The organism is Paractinoplanes rishiriensis, assembly GCF_016862375.1.
Classification (GTDB): Bacteria; Actinomycetota; Actinomycetes; order Mycobacteriales; family Micromonosporaceae; genus Actinoplanes; species Actinoplanes rishiriensis.
The window spans coordinates 145,323-163,132 of the sequence record NZ_BOMV01000055.1; the positions used below are offsets into that span (position 1 = coordinate 145,323).

General features: G+C 69.2%; 16 protein-coding genes. 4 read left to right on the forward strand and 12 right to left on the reverse strand.

Annotated features, from left to right (window positions below; genetic code table 11):
• Positions 1-11 precede the first annotated feature (11 nt).
• From Ari01nite_RS23405 to Ari01nite_RS23445, 9 genes are all read right to left on the reverse strand, one after another.
• On the reverse strand, positions 12-563 hold the full coding sequence (locus Ari01nite_RS23405; protein ID WP_203783965.1) for a TetR/AcrR family transcriptional regulator: 552 nt from the start codon (positions 561-563) through the stop codon (positions 12-14).
• Between the two features lie 142 nt (positions 564-705).
• A complete protein-coding gene (locus Ari01nite_RS23410) occupies positions 706-2,094 on the reverse strand; it encodes an NAD(P)/FAD-dependent oxidoreductase (RefSeq protein ID WP_203783966.1) in 1,389 nt (462 codons plus the stop codon).
• A 6-nt stretch (positions 2,095-2,100) separates the two neighbouring features.
• Complete coding sequence (locus Ari01nite_RS23415) at positions 2,101-2,946, reverse strand: ABC transporter permease (RefSeq protein WP_203783969.1); 846 nt, start codon at positions 2,944-2,946, stop codon at positions 2,101-2,103.
• Positions 2,943-3,806 carry an ABC transporter permease gene (locus tag Ari01nite_RS23420; RefSeq protein WP_203783970.1) on the reverse strand — a complete coding sequence of 288 codons (864 nt, stop codon included), beginning with the start codon at positions 3,804-3,806 and terminating at the stop codon, positions 2,943-2,945. The genes Ari01nite_RS23415 and Ari01nite_RS23420 overlap by 4 nt, the downstream gene beginning before the upstream one ends.
• Position 3,807: 1 nt before the next feature.
• A complete protein-coding gene (locus Ari01nite_RS23425) occupies positions 3,808-5,058 on the reverse strand; it encodes a polyamine ABC transporter substrate-binding protein (RefSeq protein WP_203783971.1) in 1,251 nt (416 codons plus the stop codon).
• A gap of 1 nt (position 5,059) precedes the next feature.
• Positions 5,060-6,181: an ABC transporter ATP-binding protein gene (locus Ari01nite_RS23430; RefSeq protein ID WP_203783972.1), complete on the reverse strand. Its 1,122-nt coding sequence runs from the start codon at positions 6,179-6,181 to the stop codon at positions 5,060-5,062.
• Between the two features lie 45 nt (positions 6,182-6,226).
• Positions 6,227-7,663 carry an aminobutyraldehyde dehydrogenase gene (locus tag Ari01nite_RS23435; RefSeq protein ID WP_275410865.1) on the reverse strand — a complete coding sequence of 479 codons (1,437 nt, stop codon included), beginning with the start codon at positions 7,661-7,663 and terminating at the stop codon, positions 6,227-6,229.
• Positions 7,664-7,820: 157 nt separating this feature from the next.
• The gene (locus tag Ari01nite_RS23440; RefSeq protein WP_203783973.1) at positions 7,821-9,158 is read right to left on the reverse strand and encodes an aspartate aminotransferase family protein; all 1,338 of its coding nucleotides are present in this window, start codon (positions 9,156-9,158) and stop codon (positions 7,821-7,823) included.
• A 2-nt stretch (positions 9,159-9,160) separates the two neighbouring features.
• Positions 9,161-10,648, reverse strand: coding sequence for a CoA-acylating methylmalonate-semialdehyde dehydrogenase (locus Ari01nite_RS23445; protein ID WP_203783975.1), 1,488 nt, complete (start codon positions 10,646-10,648; stop codon positions 9,161-9,163).
• A gap of 59 nt (positions 10,649-10,707) precedes the next feature.
• Between Ari01nite_RS23445 and Ari01nite_RS23450 the strand changes: the two genes are divergently transcribed.
• The 4 genes from Ari01nite_RS23450 (at position 10,708) to Ari01nite_RS23465 (ending at position 14,607) form a co-directional block, all read left to right on the forward strand.
• Positions 10,708-12,036: a GntR family transcriptional regulator gene (locus Ari01nite_RS23450; protein WP_203783976.1), complete on the forward strand. Its 1,329-nt coding sequence runs from the start codon at positions 10,708-10,710 to the stop codon at positions 12,034-12,036.
• 32 nt (positions 12,037-12,068) lie between these two features.
• Entirely contained in the window at positions 12,069-12,623 is a 555-nt protein-coding gene (locus Ari01nite_RS23455) for a Uma2 family endonuclease (protein WP_203783977.1), read from the forward strand.
• Between the two features lie 29 nt (positions 12,624-12,652).
• Complete coding sequence (locus tag Ari01nite_RS23460; protein WP_239162947.1) at positions 12,653-13,264, forward strand: Uma2 family endonuclease; 612 nt, start codon at positions 12,653-12,655, stop codon at positions 13,262-13,264.
• Positions 13,265-13,569: 305 nt separating this feature from the next.
• On the forward strand, positions 13,570-14,607 hold the full coding sequence (locus tag Ari01nite_RS23465) for a LacI family DNA-binding transcriptional regulator (RefSeq protein WP_203783978.1): 1,038 nt from the start codon (positions 13,570-13,572) through the stop codon (positions 14,605-14,607).
• Here Ari01nite_RS23465 and Ari01nite_RS23470 read toward each other — a convergent pair.
• The 3 genes from Ari01nite_RS23470 to Ari01nite_RS23480 are packed head-to-tail and all read right to left on the reverse strand — an operon-like array spanning position 14,572 to position 17,703.
• On the reverse strand, positions 14,572-15,441 hold the full coding sequence (locus tag Ari01nite_RS23470; RefSeq protein ID WP_239162948.1) for a carbohydrate ABC transporter permease: 870 nt from the start codon (positions 15,439-15,441) through the stop codon (positions 14,572-14,574). The two genes, Ari01nite_RS23465 and Ari01nite_RS23470, sit on opposite strands and share 36 nt — an antisense overlap.
• Before the next feature lies 1 nt (position 15,442).
• Positions 15,443-16,366: a carbohydrate ABC transporter permease gene (locus Ari01nite_RS23475; protein WP_203783979.1), complete on the reverse strand. Its 924-nt coding sequence runs from the start codon at positions 16,364-16,366 to the stop codon at positions 15,443-15,445.
• Positions 16,363-17,703 (reverse strand): extracellular solute-binding protein, encoded by a 1,341-nt coding sequence (locus tag Ari01nite_RS23480; protein WP_203783985.1) that lies wholly within the window; start codon positions 17,701-17,703, stop codon positions 16,363-16,365. The genes Ari01nite_RS23475 and Ari01nite_RS23480 overlap by 4 nt, the downstream gene beginning before the upstream one ends.
• Between the last annotated feature and the right edge of the window lie 107 nt (positions 17,704-17,810).

Genomic DNA, 17,810 nt, shown 5'->3' on the forward strand with positions numbered 1-17,810 from the left:
CGCCGGGGGTTTCATGCGTGGCTGCGGAGTCCGCCCAAGATCAGTTCCACCAGGCGTTCCCGACGGTCCAGCTCAGGTGCCCGTTCGGCGATCCAGCCCACCGCGTTGACCAGCGCGAACAGCTCGGCAGCGGTGAGGTCCGGCCGGATCCGCCCGGCCCGCTGGGCGGTGGTCAGCAGCCGCTGCGCGGCGTTCCGCAGGGCCACGCAGGCTGGGTGCAGGGGCGAGCTCTCGTCCGCGAGCGTCGCCAGGATCTCGTTCGGGAGGCCACGGTACGCGCCGGCGCCGTACGCGAACTCGGTCATCCACCCGGTCAGCGCCGCGCCCGCCTCGGCCCGCGCGGCCAGCACGTCCGCCCGCGCGGTGAGATGCTCGAACCGCCGGCGGGTCAGCGTCTCCAGCAGCGCGTCCCGGCTCGGGAAGTGCCGGTACAGCGTGCCCAGCCCCACCTCGGCCCGGCGCGCCACGTCCCGCAGCGACGCCTGGGTGCCGTGTTCACCGAGGACGGCGCGGGCCACGTCGAGGATGCGTTCCCGGTTGCGCACCGCGTCCGAACGCGTCATGCCCCGCACGCTATGTGCCGTCGACACCCGGCCGCCGGCACATCACGACAACGCCACCGGATCGGGTGGCGCCAGGGTGGACGTTGCGGCAAACGTCTGGGCGAGCGCCGTCCCGCCGGGCCGAGACTGCGATCCGGAGCGGTCACGAGTCGAAGCCCAGGCCCAACGTGTCCAGGGTGCGCAGCCACAGGTTGCGGCGGCCCTGGGTGCGGTCGGCGCGGGCGATGGACCAGCGGGTCAGCTGGATGACGCCGGAGCGCAGCGGCTCGGGCGGGAACGGTACCGGCTTGCGGCGGACCATGGCCAGGCTGGTCAGGTCGGTGGGGCGGCCGGTGAGCAGGTCGAGCATCACCTTGGCGCCGAAGCGGGTGGCGCCCACGCCCAGGCCCGTGTAGCCGGTTGCGTAAGCCAGCCGGCCGCCGTGGGCGGTGCCGAAGAAGGCGCTGAAGCGACTGCAGCAGTCGATCACGCCGCCCCACTTGTGGCTGAAGCGCAGGCCCTCCAACTGCGGGAAGGTGGCCGCGAAGTGGTCGGCCAGCACCTCGAAGGTGGCCTCGCGCTGGTCGTACTCGGGCATGATCTTGCCGCCGTTGTAGTAGACGGCGTCGTAGCCGCCCCACAGGATGCGGTTGTCGGCGGTCAGCCGGTAGTAGTGGAACTGGTTGCCGCCGTCGCCGATGCCCTGGCGGTTCTGCCAGCCGATCGCGGCCAGCTGTGCGTCCGACAGCGGCTCGGTCATCAGGGCGTAGTCGTACACCGGCACCACGAACTGGCGCAGGCGCTTGAGCAGGCGGCCGTGCGCGCCGGTGGCCAGCGCGACCCGGGCCGCGGTCAGCCGGCCGCGCCAGGTGTGCAGGGCCAGGCCGGCGCGGGTCGCGGTGATCCGGTCGACCGGGCTGTTCTCGTAGAAGCGCACACCCAGGGCCAGGCAGGCGCGGCGAAGGCCCCAGGCGAGCCGCGCCGGGTCGACCATGGCGCAGCCGGTGCGGTCCCAGACACCGCCGAGGTACGTCGGTGACGCCACCTCCGCGCGTACCTCCTCCTGGTTGAGCAGGTCCACGTCGAGACCGCGGGCCGCCTCGGCCGCATGCGACTCGACCAGGTCGCGCCACTGCCAGTCCGCGGTGGCCACCTGCAGCTCGCCGGACCGGCGGAAGTCGCAGTCGATGCCGTGCCGGGTGACCGTGGCCTCGATCTCGTCCAGGTTGTCCCGGCCCAGCTTGAGCAGCGTGTCCAGCTCGCCCGGGAAGCGGCTGAGCCCGTTCTCGAAACCGTGGGTGAGGCTCGCCGAGCAGAAGCCGCCGTTGCGCCCGGACGCGGCCCAGCCGGCCGTGCCCGCCTCGATGACCACAACGTCGAGGGCGGGGTCGCGTTCCTTGGCGATCAGCGCGGTCCACAGGCCGCTGTAGCCGGCGCCGACCACCGCGAGATCCGCGGTGGTCACGCCGTCGAGGGGTGCGGCGGGGGCCGGAGCCCCGGGTTGGGTCAGCCAGTACGGCTCAGGTATGGCGTCCTGGAGAGCGGACAGCACGAGTTGTCAATCCCGCTTACCCTGCCGCGAGCGGATGCTCGTGACCACCGCGATCAGCACGCCGGTCGCGAAGATCAGGGTGCCCATGACGTTCACCTGGGGCGGCAGGCCGACCCGGGTGGCGCCCCAGATCCACAGCGGGAAGGTCACCGTGGTGCCGGCCGTGAAGTTGCTGACGACGAAGTCGTCGATGGAGAGGGCGAAGGCGAGCATCAGGCCGGAGAAGACCGCCGGCAGGATGATCGGGAAGGTGATCCGCCAGAACGTGGTCCACGGCGCGGCGCCCAGGTCGGCGGCGGCCTCCTCGATGGACCGGTCCAGGGTCAGCACCCGGGCCCGGACCACAGTAGCGACGAACGAGATCGAGAACATGATGTGCGCGATCGTGATGGTCACCGGGCCCAGGCCGGCGCCGGTCGAGACGAACAGGGTGAGCAGCGAGGCACCCATGATCAGCTCGGGCGACGACATGGTGGCGAACATGATCAGGTTCATCGAGCCGGAGCCGCGGAAGCGGTAGCGGCCCAGCGCGTACCCGATGCCGGTGCCCAGCGCGGTCGACACCACGCTGGAGACCAGCGCGATCAGCAGCGAGTAGACCAGGGCCTTGGTCAGTTCCTCGAGCGCGAAGACCTGGCCGTACCACTTCAGCGTGAAGCCCTCCCAGGTCTGGTTGAAGCGACCCGGAGTGTCGTTGAACCCGAACAGGATCATCACGAAGATGGGCAGCGCCAGCCACGCGATGACCAGCCAGGTGTACACGTACAGCACGGTCGCGCCGCCGAACCGCCGCCGCGGCCGGAGCGCTGGTGCCGGCGCCGTCGTGGCCGGCGCTTCCAGGGTCGTGGTCATCGCGCCGCCACCTTCATGACGTCCTCGGTGCCCAGCGCCCGGGCGTACGTGAAGACGCCGATCAGCAGCACCGCCATCAGCACGAACGACAGCGCCGAGGCCGTCGGGTAGTTGGAGTTGGCCAGGTACTGCGCCTGGATCACCTGGCCGATCATGGTGGTCTCCGAGCTGCCCAGCACCGCCGAGTTCACGTAGTCGGAACTGACCGGCACGAACGTCATCAGCACGCCGGCGAAAACACCGGGCAGGGCGAGCGGGAAGATCACCTTGCGGAACGCGGTGGCCGGGTTGGCGTACAGGTCCCGGGCGGCCTCGACCACGCGCGGGTCGATCCGTTCCAGGGCGACGTACACCGGCAGCACCATGAACGGCAGGAAGTTGTAGACCAGGCCACCGATCACCGCGTACGGCGTTCCGAGAATGTGGTAGTTCTCCGAGATCAGGCCGATCTGCTTGAGCGGCTGCAGGAGCGGGCCCTCGTCGGTGAGGATCTGCCGCCACGAGATGGTGCGCAGCACGAAGGACACGAAGAACGGCAACAAGAGCAGGAAGAGGTACGTGGATTTGCGCCGGCCGCCGTAGAAGGCGATCCAGTACGCGACCGGGAAGGCCAGCGCGATCAGGATCAGCGTGGCGATGGCGCCGTACATCAGCGACCGCAGCAGCTGTTCCTGGTAGTCGCCGATCGCCTCGACGTAGGTCTGCCAGCGCCCGGTGAACACGTACCCGTTGATGATGTCGCCCTCCTGCAGGGAGAGCGACAACATCGTGACCATCGGGACGGCAAAGAACAGCAGCAGCCACAACCCGCCCGGAAAGATCAGCAGGTAGGGCGCCAGCTGGCGTTTCACCCGGTTCATGTCAACCCAGCACGATCGGTTCGAAGGTCCGCTGGAACGACTGCTGCTCGTTGGCGGCCTCGAACGTGACGTAGTAGTGCAGCTTCGAGTACTCGTTCTGGGACGGGAACACCAGCGGGCTGTTCGCGATCTCCTCGAGCCCCTCGCGGTCCTCGCCGGAGAGCTTGGCGGCGTCCTTCATCATCTGGTCCTTCGCGGCCGGCACCGGGCACACGTAGTTGATGTACGAGGCCAGCGTGGCCGAGACGTCGACCTGGTAGAAGAAGTCGATCAGCTCGATCGCGTCCACCGGGTTCTTCGCGGTGACCGGGATCGTCATGTTGTCGGTCCAGATGGTGCCGCCCTCCTCCGGGATCACGAATTCGAAGTTCGTGCCGTCGGAGACGTTCTTCTGGAAGATGTCGCCGGACCACGCCTGGGTGATCCAGACCTCGCCCTTGCCGAGCGCGTCGACGTAGCTCTGGTCGTAGTAGTTGCGGACGATGCCCGCGTCCTTCTGGTCCTTGAGGTGCTTGGCCGCCTTCTCCCAGTCCTCGGCGGTCGACTCGCCCGGCTTGATGCCCAGCGCCAGCAGGCCGAAGTTGGCCAGTTCCTGGGTGTCGGCGAACATGCCGACCCGGCCCTTGAACGCCGGGTCCCACAGGTCGGCCAGCTTGGTGATGGCGCGGCCGGTCTTGCTGCGGTCGTAGGCGATGCCGGTCATCCCGGAGGCCCACGGCACGCTGTAGACGTTGCCCGGGTCGAAGGCTTCTTTCTTGTACGCCTCGCCGGCGTTCTTCGCGTAGTTCGGCAGCTTCGCGTGGTCCAGCGGCGCCAGGAAGCCCGAGTCGCGGAACTGGGTGAACTGGATGCTGTTGGTGATGACCATCAGGTCGTAGCCGATGGACTGGCCCGCGGACAGCTGCGGCTGCACCTTGGCGAACCAGGGCCCCATCTCCTGGATGACCTCCTGGTAGTTCACCGTGGTCTTGGTCGCCGCGGTGAACTTCTTGAGCTCGGGATGCTCCGGATCCATGTACAGCGGCCAGTTGGCGAAGTCGATCTTGCCGTTCTTGGTCTTGCCGGCCCAGAACTTGGCGACCGCGTCCGGCGCCGCGCTCTGGCCCGGCGCACCCTTGCCCTCCACCCCGCAGGCGGCCAGGGCCATGCCGAGGGCGGAGAGACCGGAGAGCCGCAGCGCGTCCCGCCGGCCGAGCCGGCGCTGGGTGAGGCCACGAACCATGGAGGGATCGGTGAAGTTCGAGGCAGACATGTCAGACTCCGATCATGTACGAGTGCTGGGGGGCCCACGTGAGATAGACACGGTCGCCGCGACCGGCCAGATCATCGGCGTTCGATGCGTTTTGATCGAAAACAGTAAAGTCTGCACCGGCCGCGGTGGCTACGGTGTAATTGGTCGAAGTGCCGTGATACACAACCTCGTTGACGGTGCCGGAAAGTACGCTTCCCCCCGTGGCGCTCGCCGGCAGCACTCCCCGGTGCAGGTCGATCTTCTCCGGCCGCACCGACACCTCGATCTTGTCGCCGGGCCGCACCGCGCTGCCCACCGGCACCACGACCCGGTCCTCGGTCGAATAGCTGAGCAGCGCCAGGCCGCTGTCGGTGCGCTCCACGTTGCCGTCGACGATGTTCGACGTACCGATGAAGCCCGCCACGAAGCGGCTGGCCGGCCGCTCGTAGATCTCCCGCGGCGTACCCAGCTGCTCGATCACCCCGAGGTTCATCACCGCGATCCGGTCGGACATGGTCAGCGCCTCGCCCTGGTCGTGGGTGACGTAGACGAAGGTGATGCCGACGTCGCGCTGGATGCGCTTGAGCTCGACCTGCATCTGCTGGCGCAGCTTGAGGTCGAGGGCGCCGAGCGGCTCGTCGAGCAGCAGCGCGCGGGGCCGGTTGACCAGCGCGCGGGCCAGCGCGACCCGCTGCTGCTGGCCGCCGGACATCTCCCGGGGCACCCGCTTCTCCATGCCGGTCAGCGAGACGATCTCGAGAATCTCGCCGACCCGGCGGCGGATCTCGTCCTTGCCGACCCTCTTGCGCTCCAGCCCGAAGGACACGTTCTGAAGCACGTTCAAGTGCGGGAAGAGCGCGTACGACTGGAAGACCATGTTCACGTCGCGCTTGTTGGGCGCGACCCCCGTGACGTCCTTGCCGTCCAGGAAGACCTTGCCGGCGCTCGGCTCCTCAAAGCCGGCGATCATCCGCATCGTGGTGGTCTTGCCGCAGCCGGACGGGCCGAGCAGCGAGAAGAACTCGCCCTGCCCGATCGCCAGTTCCAGCTGCTTGACGGCGGGCACCGACTCACCGTGCGACAGGTAGTTCTTGTGGACACCGGCTAACCGGATGGCCGGCTGGCCGTCGGGTGGGGTGGTCATATTTTGTGTCCTCGGGGGGATGGACCGTAAGAGGCGGTCGGTGGGTCAGCCCAGGTAACTCATCACGTGCTTGATCCGGGTGTACTCCTCGAACCCGTACATCGAAAGGTCCTTGCCGTAGCCGGAGTGACCGTAGCCGCCGTGTGGCATCTCCGACACGAAGGGTAGATGTGTATTGATCCATACGGCCCCGAAGTCGAGCCGCCGCGACACGCGCATGGCACGCCCGTGATTCTGCGTCCACACGCTGGCGCTGAGCCCGAACCGGACGTCGTTGGCCCAGCGGACCGCGTTGTCCTCGTCGTCGAACAGCTGGACCGTGATGACCGGGCCGAAGATCTCGTCCTGGATCATCTCGTCGCGCTGCTCGAGCCCGGCCACCACGGTCGGCTCGAGGAAGTAGCCGCGGTCGCCGACCTGCTTGCCGCCGGCGACGATCCGGGCGTGGTCCGGCGCGCGGTCGAGGAAGCCGCGCACCCGGGCCAGCTGGCCGGCGTTGTTGACCGGCCCGAAGAACGCGCCGGTGTCGGACGGCGGTCCCACCCGGGTGGCCGCCGCGGCCTCGGCCAGCGCGTCGGTGAAGTCGGCCGCGACCCGCCCGTGTACGAGCACCCGGGTCGCCGCGGTGCAGTCCTGGCCGGCGTTGAAGTAGCCGGCTCCGGCGATCGCCCCGGCGACCGCCGCCACGTCCACGTCATCGAAGACGATCACCGGAGCCTTGCCACCCAGCTCGAGGTGGGCCCGTTTGAGGTCGGTCGCCGCCGCCACGGCGACCTCCATGCCGGCCCGGGTCGAGCCGGTGATCGAGACGAGCTGCGGCGCCGGGTGGGCCACCACGGCCCGGCCGGTGTCGCGGTCGCCGCAGACCACGTTGAGCACGCCGGGCGGCAGGAACTCGGCGGCGATCTCGGCGAGCAGCAGCGTGCTCACCGGGGTGGTGTCGCTCGGCTTGAGGACGACCGAGTTGCCGGCCGCGATGGCCGGTGCGAACTTCCACACCGCCATCACCATCGGGTAGTTCCACGGTGTGACCTGCGCGCACACGCCGATCGGCTCGCGCCGCACGTACGACGTGTGATCGCGCATGTACTCCCCGGCGGATTTGCCCTCCAGCATCCGGGCCGCGCCGGCAAAGAAGCGCAGCTCGTCGAGGAGCGGCCCGATCTCCTCCTGCCGGGTGGCGGCGACCGGCTTGCCGGTGTTGCGGCACTCGGCGTCGACCAGTTCGTCCGCCCGGGCCTCGACCGCGTCGGCGATCCGCAGCAGCGCGCGCTGCCGCTCGGCCGGGGTCGCGTCGCGCCAGGCCTCGAAGCCCGCCTCGGCCGCGGCCATCGCGGTGTCCACGTCGCGCGGCGCGGAGACCGGCGCGAGCGCGTACGCCTCGCCCGTGCACGGGTCGAGGACCTCCGAGGTCATCCCGTCCGCGGTGCCGGCGTACGACCCGCCGACGAAGTTCCGCAGCTCGGGCAGCGCGTTGCTCACTGGTTGACCTCCCGGTTGGGCGCTTGTGACAGCCCCCACAGAACGACCTGAGGGACCTTGTCACACGCGAAGGACCTTAGACAAGGGAATCCGAAGCATTTTCCACAACTGAAACGGAATCAGGTGTTGACCACCCCCACGGCCACGCAATCCGGGGTTAGCCCGCGTAATACCTGTCGGCCACGTCCAGGGCCCCGTCGATGATCTCCAGGCCGGTCCGCACCTCGTCGGCGGTGACCGTGCAGGGCGGCACCACGTGCACCCGGTTGAAGTGGATGAACGGCCACAGGCCCCGCTGCTTGCAGGCCGCCGCCACCTCGTTCATCGGTCCCGCGGCGGCGCCGGCGGCGTTGTACGGCACCAGCGGTTCCCGGGTCGCGCGGTCGCGGACCAGTTCGATCGCCCAGAACACGCCGAGACCGCGGACGTCGCCCACGCTCGGGTGCTTCGCGGCCAGCGCGGCCAGGCCCGGGGCGATCACGTCGTCGCCGATCGCCCGGGCGTGCTCGACGATCCCCTCCTCCTTGAAGATCTCGATGGAGGCGACCGCGGACGCGCACGCGAGCGGGTGTCCCGAGTAGGTGAGGCCGCCCGGGAACGGCCGCTCCCGGAACGTCTCGGCGATCTCGTCCGCGATGACCACGCCGCCCAGCGGCAGGTATCCGGAGTTGACCCCCTTGGCGAACGTGATCAGGTCGGGCGTCACGTTCCACCGGTCCACCGCGAACCACTCGCCGCACCGGCCGAAGCCCGCCATCACCTCGTCGGCGATGAACACGATGCCGAACTCGTCGCAGATCCCGCGGACCCCGGCCAGGTAGCCGGGCGGCGGCACCAGGATGCCGTTGGTGCCGACCACGGTCTCCAGCAGCACGGCTGCGATCGTGCCGGCGCCCTCGAAGACGATGGTGTCGCGCAGGTGCCGCAGCGCGCGCTCGGTCTCCTGCTCGGGGGTCTCGGCATAGAAGGGAGACCGGTACGGGTACGGGCCCCAGAAGTGCACGACGCCGATCGCGGCCGGCTCGTTGGGCCAGCGCCGCGGGTCGCCGGTGGCGGTGATCGCGGTGCTGGTCGAGCCGTGGTAGCTGCGGTAGGTGGCGAGCACCTTGTGCCGGCCGGTGTGCCCGCGGGCCAGCCGGATCGCGTTCTCGTTGGCCTCGGCGCCGCCGTTGGTGAAGAACACCTTGTTGAGCGGGGCCGGTGCGAGCTCGGCGATCAGCCGGGCCGCCTCGCCGCGCTTGTCGTTGGCGAATGCCGGCTGGATGGTGCACAGCTTGGCGGCCTGCTCCTGGATCGCCGCGACCAGCCGCGGGTGCTGGTGGCCGATGTTGACGTTCACCAGTTGGGAGGCGAAATCCAGGTAGCGGTTGCCGTCGTAGTCCCAGAAGTAGGACCCCTCGGCGCCGGCCACCGGCATCGGGTTGATCAGCCCCTGGGCCGACCAGGAGTGGAAGACGTGCGCGCGGTCGTCCGCGCGGACCTGCTCGCCGGTCACGGTCACCTCGTCTGGGGGAAGCCGAGGTCGACCGAGGACGTGCCCGGATCCGGCCAGCGCGAGGTCACGACCTTGGTGCGGGTGAAGAAGTGGACGCCGTCCGGGCCGTACATGTGGGTGTCGCCGAACAGCGACGCCTTCCAGCCGCCGAACGAGTAGTAGGCGACCGGGACCGGGATCGGCACGTTCACACCGACCATGCCGGCGTTCACGTCGAACTGGAACTGCCGGGCCGCGCCGCCGTCCCGGGTGAAGATCGCGGTGCCGTTGCCGTACTCGTTGTCGTTGATCAGTTCGAGGGCCTCGGCGTACGTCTGCACGCGGACCACGCAGAGCACCGGACCGAAGATTTCGTCGGCGTAGACGTCCATGTCCGGGGTGACGTTGTCGAGCAGCGTGACGCCCAGGAAGAAGCCGTCGGCGGGCAGGTCGGCCACCCGGCCGTCGGCCACCACGGTCGCGCCGGCGGTGGCGCCGCGGGACACGTACCCGGCCACCTTGTCGCGGTGCGCGGCGCTGATCAGCGGGCCCATCTGCGACTCGGGGTCGGTGCCGGCGCCGATCCGCAGCTTGGGCAGCCGGGCCGCGATCGCGTCCACCAGCGGGTCGGCCACGTCACCGACGGCCACCACGACCGAGACGGCCATGCAGCGCTCACCGGCCGAGCCGTACGCGGCGCTGACCGCGGCGTCGGCGGCCGCGTCCAGTTCGGCGTCCGGCAGCACCACCATGTGGTTCTTGGCGCCGCCGAGCGCCTGGACCCGCTTGCCGTGCGCGGTACCGGTCTCGTAGATGTACTTGGCGATCGGAGTCGAGCCGACGAAACTGACCGCCGCGATGTCGGGGTGGGCGAGAATCGCGTCGACCGCTTCCTTGTCGCCGTGCACGACGGTGAAGACACCGTCGGGCAGGCCGGCGTCGCGCCACAGCCGGGCCAGGAACAGCGCCGACGACGGGTCCTTCTCGCTGGGCTTGAGCACGAACGCGTTGCCGGCCGCGATCGCCGTGGTGCACATCCACAGCGGCACCATGGCCGGGAAGTTGAACGGGGTGATGCCGGCGACCACGCCGAGCGGCTGGCGGATCGAGTAGACGTCCACGCCGGTGGCGGCCTGCTCCGAGTACGCGCCCTTCATCAGGTGCGGGATGCCGGTGGCGAACTCCGCGTTTTCCAGGCCGCGGGCCACCTCGCCGGCCGCGTCGGACAGCACCTTGCCGTGCTCGCTGGTGATCACCTCGGCCAGCTCGCCGGCCCGCTCGGCGAGCAGCTCGCGGAACTTGAACAGGACCGCGGCCCGCCGGGACAGCGACGCCGACCGCCAGGCCTGGCCGGCCTCCTTCGCAACCGCGACCGCGGCGGCCACCTCCGCGGCCGAGGCCAGGTCAACCTCGCCGGACTGCTCGCCGCTCGCGGGGTTGTAGACGGGACCCACCCGGCCCGAGGTGCCTGCGGTCTCGGCGCCGCCGATCCAGTGCGCGATTCGATTCATGCCCCGGACGTTACGTAACACCTCTGGACCGAACAATGCTTCGAACGTACTGTCACAAAGTGTTTTCCGCGATACGTGATCTCCTGCGCGAACCCACCGCCCGCGGCCTGGCCGAGGCCGTCGGCCGTGCCGTCGGCGAGGGCGTGCTGGCGCCCGGTGCCAAGCTGCCGCCGGTGCGCATGGTGGCCGCCGAGCTGCAGATTTCACCGACCACGGTCAGCGCAGCCTGGCAGTTGCTGCGCCGCTCCGGCACCATCCAGACCGACGGACGTCGCGGCACGGTCGTCGCGCAGTCCCGCACGGGTGGACCGGGCCGCTACCGGGCGGCCCTGCGCGCCCGCTCCGGCTTCACGCTCGACCTGTCCACCGGCGTACCGGATCCGTTGCTTCTGCCGGTTCTGCCAGCGCTCGGCGGGCTATCCCCCGCCCCGTCGAGCTATCTGGACGAGCCGGTCCTGCCCGAGTTGGCCGCACTGCTGCGGGACAGCTGGCCGTTCCCGCCGGACCGGCTGGCCGTGTTCGACGGTGCGATGGACGCCCTCGACCAGATCGCGTCCTCGCTGCTGCGCCTCGGCGACCGCGCGGTGGTGGAAAATCCGTGCTTCCCGCCGCTGCTCGACCTGCTCGACGCGCTCGGCGTGACCGCGGTGGCGGCCGACACCGACGACGAGGGCATGCTGCCGGCGTCGCTCGCCAACGCTCTTGCCGAGCGACCCGCCGCCGTCTTCCTCCAGCCCAGGGCCCTCAATCCCACCGGCGCGTCGTGGTCCGGCTCCCGGGCGCGCTCACTCGCCGCGGTGCTCGAGCACACCCCGCAGGTGTACGCCGTGGAGGACGATTCGGCGGGCGACGTGGCGTCCAGCCCGCTGCACTCGCTCGGGTCGCACCTGCCCCGGCAGACGGTGCACGTGCGCAGCTTCTCGAAATCCCACGGTCCCGACCTGCGCCTGGCCGCGGTGGGCGGCCCGGCGACCGTGCTCGACCCGATCCTGGAGCGGCGCCTGCTCGGCCAGGGCTGGACCAGCCGCCTGCTGCAACACCTGCTGCTGGCCCTGCTCACCGACCCGGTGTCGATCGCCGCGGTCCGGCACGCCCGCGCCGAGTACACCCGCCGGCGCCAGCTGGTGGTCACCACGCTGGGCGCGGCGGGCGTGCTGCTGCCACCCGGCGACGGCCTGAACATCTGGCTGCCGGTCGCCGACGAACAGTCCGCCCTGATCACCCTGGCCAGCTCCGGCATCGCGGCCGCGGCCGGCGCATCGTTCACCCCCGGCCGCGGCGCCCCGCACCTGCGCGTCACGGTAGGCCTGATCACCGACGCCCACACCGCGGTCGCGCTGCGCCTGGCCGAGGCCGCGCAGGCTCCCGCCCTGTCCGTGCCACGTTGACGCATATCAACTAGTCGTGCGACGCTAGTCGCGTGACTTTCGATATCCCGCTCCCCTGGACCGCTGCCGAATACCTGAAGCTGGGCGAGACCGCCGGCCGCGTCGAACTGCTGGCCGGCTCGCTGTGGTTCGGCCCGCGCCCCGGCGACATCCACCAGGACATCACCTGCAACCTGCTGGGCACGTTGCGCGCACCGGCCCGGGCGGCCGGCTTCCGCGCGCTCCGCGGCGCCAAACTCCGCCTCGGCCCCGAGTGCGTCGCGCTGCCCGACCTGGTGGCGGGCCGCTGCGACCGCCGCGCCGAGTCGGTCGCCCCCGACGAGGTCATCCTCGTCGGCGAGGTGGCGTCACCGGAGACCGCGATGGTCGACCGATGCCTGAAACGCGACCTGTACGCCGACGCCGGCATCGCCTGGTACCTGCTGATCGAGCCGTCGCTGCCGGACCACACCGCGATCACCGTCCGCCTGCTACGCCTGGCCGGCGACCACTACGTGAAGGACAAGGTCGCCGAACTGGGCGAGGTCCTGAAAACCGACGGCCCGTTCCCCTTCCAACTGCACGCGGAAGACCTCCTCGACTTCTAGAGACAGGAGTTCCTCATGTCAACTAGTCGTTGGACAATGGTGTCATGACCCCGGCATGCAAGACTCTGGCCATGAGCAAGGCGTCCCTGGATCGCCCCGGCCCGTGGACCGAGGCGGAATATCTCGCGCTGGATCGGGCCTCCGACCGCATCGAGTTGATCGACGGGAGACTCCAGGTGAGCCCGGGACCCACGTGGGAGCATCAAGAGATCTCCTTTCGCCTCCATACCGCCATCCAGGAGGCCGCGTCGGCGACCAAGCTTCGCGTCGCCGAAGGCGTCAACGTGCGGCTGGCAACCGACCGCCTGGTCATTCCCGACCTGGTCGTGGCCGACCTCGACCGGCGGCGCGTCGGCCTGGTCACCGATGCCGCCGAGGTGATCCTGGTAGCCGAGAGCACGTCGCCCAGCAATGCCGACACCGACCGCACCCGGAAGATGCGGCTCTACGAGGTCGCCCGAATCCCCTGGTACCTCCTCGTCGAGCCGGACATGACCGACTACGAGTCGATTCGCCTGCGACTGTTCCAACTGCAGGGCAGCGAGTACACACCGCATGCCATAGCAGAGCACGGCGAAATCCTCACCGCGAACGTACCGTTCCCGCTCGCCATCGCGACCACTGACCTGATCCGGCCCTGACCCCCTGACGGATCGCCGGCACCCGGGCGAATCGTCATCTCCGAGTTGAAGCCGTCGCCGCCGACCTGGGCCGCCACCACCGCCGTCACGTCCTCGATCGCGGTTCGGACGGGGGCCGGGAGGTCGATCGCATCGCGTTTTCCTCCGGTTGAGTAGGAAATTGCTCGACTACCGAAACGCCAGCAGCCATCATCGTCGCGGGGTCCGGTGCTGTCGAAGCCCGGGCGTGTCGCAGAGTGTGCAATACTTCCGGCACCGCGGACGAAAGTTTCAGAGCGACCCCCGCGGAGGGCGAGGAGAGTCGGATGGCCGTGGGCGGACGACGGGTGACGATCGCGACCATCGCGGAAGCGGCCGGGGTGTCGGTACCCACGGTGTCCCGAGTGCTCAACGGTCGTACTGATGTGTCGCCGGAGACGCGCGACCGGATCGAGCACCTCCTCCGGGAGCACGATTATCGCCCCCGTAACTCTCGCCAGCCGTTGCGCGCCGGCCTCATCGACCTCGTCTTCCACGATCTGGACAGCCCGTGGGCGGTCGAATTGATCCGTGGTGTGGAGGAAGTGACCCATGCCGCGGGGGTCGGCACGGTCATCTCGGCGGTGCACCGGCGGACCGCGTCGACCCGGCAGTGGCTGCAGAATCTCCGGGCCCGCCAGTCCGACGGCGTGATCCTGGTGATCTCGGACGGGGCCGGTCCGGTCAGCACCGAGCTGCACCGGCTCAACGTACCGATGGTCATCATCGACCCGGCCGGCGGGACCGCGGCGGACGTGCCGACCATCGGCGCCACCAACTGGTCCGGTGGCCGCAGCGCCACCGAGCACCTGATCGCCAAGGGGCACCGGCGGATCGGGCTGGTCGAAGGGCCCAAAAACCTGCTGTGCAGCCGGGCCCGCCTGGACGGTTACCGGGCCGCGCTGGAGGAGGCAGGCCTGCGGGTCGACAAGCGCCTCATCGAGCCGGGCGACTTCCGGCACGAGGGTGGCTTCACCGCGGCCGAGCGCCTCCTCGACCGGGACGACCCGCCGACCGCGATCTTCGCCTCCAGCGACCAGATGGCGCTGGGCGTCTACGAGGCGGCCCGCCGGCGCGGACTGCGGGTGCCGGACGACCTGAGCGTGGTCGGCTTCGACGACCTGCCGGAGGCGCGCTGGTCGTCGCCGCCGCTGACCACCGTGCGCCAGCCGCTCGCCGACATGGGCGGGCTCGCCGCGCGCACCGTCCTGCGGATGTCACGCGGCGAACCCATCGAAACCCCCCGGGTCGAACTGGCCACGGAACTCGTGGTCCGGGAGAGCACTGCCCTACTTGCCGAAGCCCGCCGTCAGACCACTCAGTAGCTGCCGGCGCCCGATCGCGTACATCAAAATGATGGGGATGGTAGTGAGGGTGACCGACGCCGCGATGGCGGGCACGTTGACGCCGAACTGACCCTGGAACGTCCAGAGCGCGAGCGGCATGGTGCGCTGGTCGGGACTCTGGGTGAGCACCAGGGGCAGCAGGAAGCCGTTCCAGATGCCCAGCGCGTTGTAGATCGTCACGGTGACCAGCGCCGGGCGGGTGAGCGGGAACGCGAGCCGCCACAGCGTGCCCCACTCGGTGGCGCCGTCCATCCGCATCGACTCGAACAGCTCCCGCGGCACGTCCCGGATGAAGTTGGACAGCACCAGGACGGACAGCGGGATGGCGAACGCGATGGACGGCAGGATGATCGCCAACAGCGTGTCGTACATCTTCAACCGGATGATGATCAGATAGACCGGGATGATCACCGCCTGCAGCGGGATCGCGAGGCCCATCAGGAACAGCGTGTTCATCGACCGGAGCCAGCGGCTGCCGACACCGCGGACGATCGCGTACGCCGCCATGAACGAGATCACGACGGCCGGTATCACCGCGCCGATCGAGACGATCACGCTGTTCATGAAGTACCGGACGATGTCGTTCTCGATGACCAGCTTGTAGTTGTCGAATGTCGGTTCGCTCGGCGGGGCGAACGTGTTGGTGGTGAAGTAGTTCGCCTGGGTCTTGAAACTGGTGATGACGATCCAGTAGATCGGGATCATCACGATCAGCAGCCAGATCCAGCCGAGGCTGCCGCCGATCCAGTTCAGCCGGAGGATCCGGCCGACCGGGGTGATGCGCCGTGGCGCGGTGTGGGGGATCGTCGCCACGTCACATACCTTCCAACTGGCTCTCGTTGCCCTTGCCGCCGAGCCGGCGCAGCAGTTGGGCGAGGATCAGGCCGAGGACCACGATGATCACGGCGATCGCCGAGGCCGGGCCCATCAGGTTGGCCTGGAAGCCGGTCTGATACATCTCCAGGGCCAGGGCCCGGGTGGAGTCGCCGGGGCCGCCGGCGGTGAGCACGTAGATCAGGTCGAAGAACGTCAGCGAACCGACGACCATCAGCGTCGAGGACGTGATGATCGTGTACTTCAGCTGCGGAAACGTGATGCTGAAGAACTGGCGCACCCGGCCGGCACCGTCGATCTGCGCCGCCTCGTACAGCGAATGCGGAATTTGCCGTACCGCGCCCTGGTAGATCAGCGAATGGAACGGGATGAACTGCCAGGACACCACGAAGACCAGCACGCCCATGGCCAGCGTCGAGTCACCGAGCCAGTCCTGGTTGAGCCATTCGATCCCGAAGCCGGAGCCGATGCCGAAGTTCGGGTCGAGCAGGGCCTTGTAGGTGATCGAGATGGCGGTCGCGGACAGCAGCAGCGGCACGAAGTAGAGCACGGCCAGCAGCGATCGGTACCGCTTGTGCGCCGCGATGAACACCCCGATCAGGATGGAGATCGGGGTCTGCACCAGCCAGGACAGGATCATGATCTCGAACGTGACCCAGATGGCGTGCGGCAGGCCGGGGTCGGCGAGCAGGGCCTTCCAGCTGGTCAGCCCGGTGGGCTGGATGGTGCCGATGCCGTTCCAGGTGGTGAAGCTGAGGGCGAGGACGCCGAGCAGCGGGATGACCCCGAACGCGATGAACATGATCAGCGCGGGCAGGGCCATCCAGAGTACGGGCCCGCTCCGCCCGCCGCTCGCAGTCTTGGTCTCCTGCGCGCGTACGGCGGGCGGAGCGATCGTCGTCATTTACCGATGACCCCGTTCATGGCGTCGACCCACTGCTGCGGGGTGACCTGCAGCTGGAACAGCTTGGCGATGTTGTCCAGCAGGGTCTCGGCCGCGGTCGGGCTGAGCGCCTGGTCCCAGGACTGGGCGAAGACCTTGGCGTTGGCCGCGATCGTCGACATGTCCTTCTGGAACTGCGCGTCCTCGCCGGTGAACAGCGACTCGCTGCCCTTGAGGACCGGGACGCCGCCGGACTTGACCCAGCCGGCCTTCTCCTCCTCGTCCACCATGGTGGTGGAGAGGAACTTCTTGGCCGTCTCCTTCGCCTCGGCGGTCGCCTTCGACGAGATCGACACGTACTGGCCGGGGTTGCCGACGGTGCTGCTCGGGTCGCCCTTGCCGCCCTCGACCGGCGGGAAGTTCATCCAGCCGAGCCCGCCGGACTTGACGAAGTCGCCGCCGTCGGCCTTCTGGATGCCGTACGACCACGCGCCGTGCACCATCATCGCGGCCTTGCCGGTGTAGAGCAGCGCCTGGTCGGCGTTCGAGTCGGCGGTGGTCGACGAGAAGCCCTTCTGGAAGCCGTTCGCCTTCACCAGGTCCTGGATCTTGGTGAGCATGTCCAGCACGGCCGGGTTGGACCAGGCGTTGGCCTCGCCCGCGAAGACGGCGTCGAAGACCTCGGGGCCGGCGGTGCGGTCGAGCAGGAACTCGAGCCACATCATGTTCGTCCAGCGGGACTGGCCACCGAGCGAGAACGGCGCGATCTTGGCGGCGTTGAACTTCGGCACCAGCGCCATGATCTCGCCCCACGACTTCGGGGGCTGCACGCCGACCTTCTCGAAGACCTTCTTGTTGTAGTACAGGACGATCGGCTGCACGGTCTCGATCGGCATCGCGTAGATCTTGCCGTTGACCGTGGCGGCTCCGAACGACGACGGCAGGATCTTGTCCTTGACCGCGGCGTTCTGGGCGAACCAGTCGGTGAGGTCCTCGACCTGGTTGGAACCCACGTACTCCTTGAGGCCGCCGCCGCCCCAGCCCCAGATCAGCGTGGGACCCTCACCGGCGCCGAGCGACGTCTTGATCTTCTGCTTGTACGCGTCGTTCTGGAAGAACGTGGGCGTGATCTTGGTGCTCGGGTTGGCGGCGTTGAAGCGGTCGACCGCGGCCTTGCGGATCGGCTCGCCCGGCTCGCCGCTCAGCGACCAGTAGGTGGCCGCGCCGCCGGCGGCCGCGCCGCCGTTGTCGGTCTTCTCGCTGGGACCCGAACTACCACAGGCCGCGAGAGCCGCGGCGCTCGCGGTTCCCGCGGCCAGGCCCAAAAAGTTTCGCCGGGAGATATTTCTATTGATCACGTTGATCTCCGTACTCGGACGCCACGGGCGGGCCGCGGCGAGTGGATCGTCGTGGGGCTGGTAGCCACCGTCACAAAGACTGCAACTTTCGAACGGTGACCGCAAGT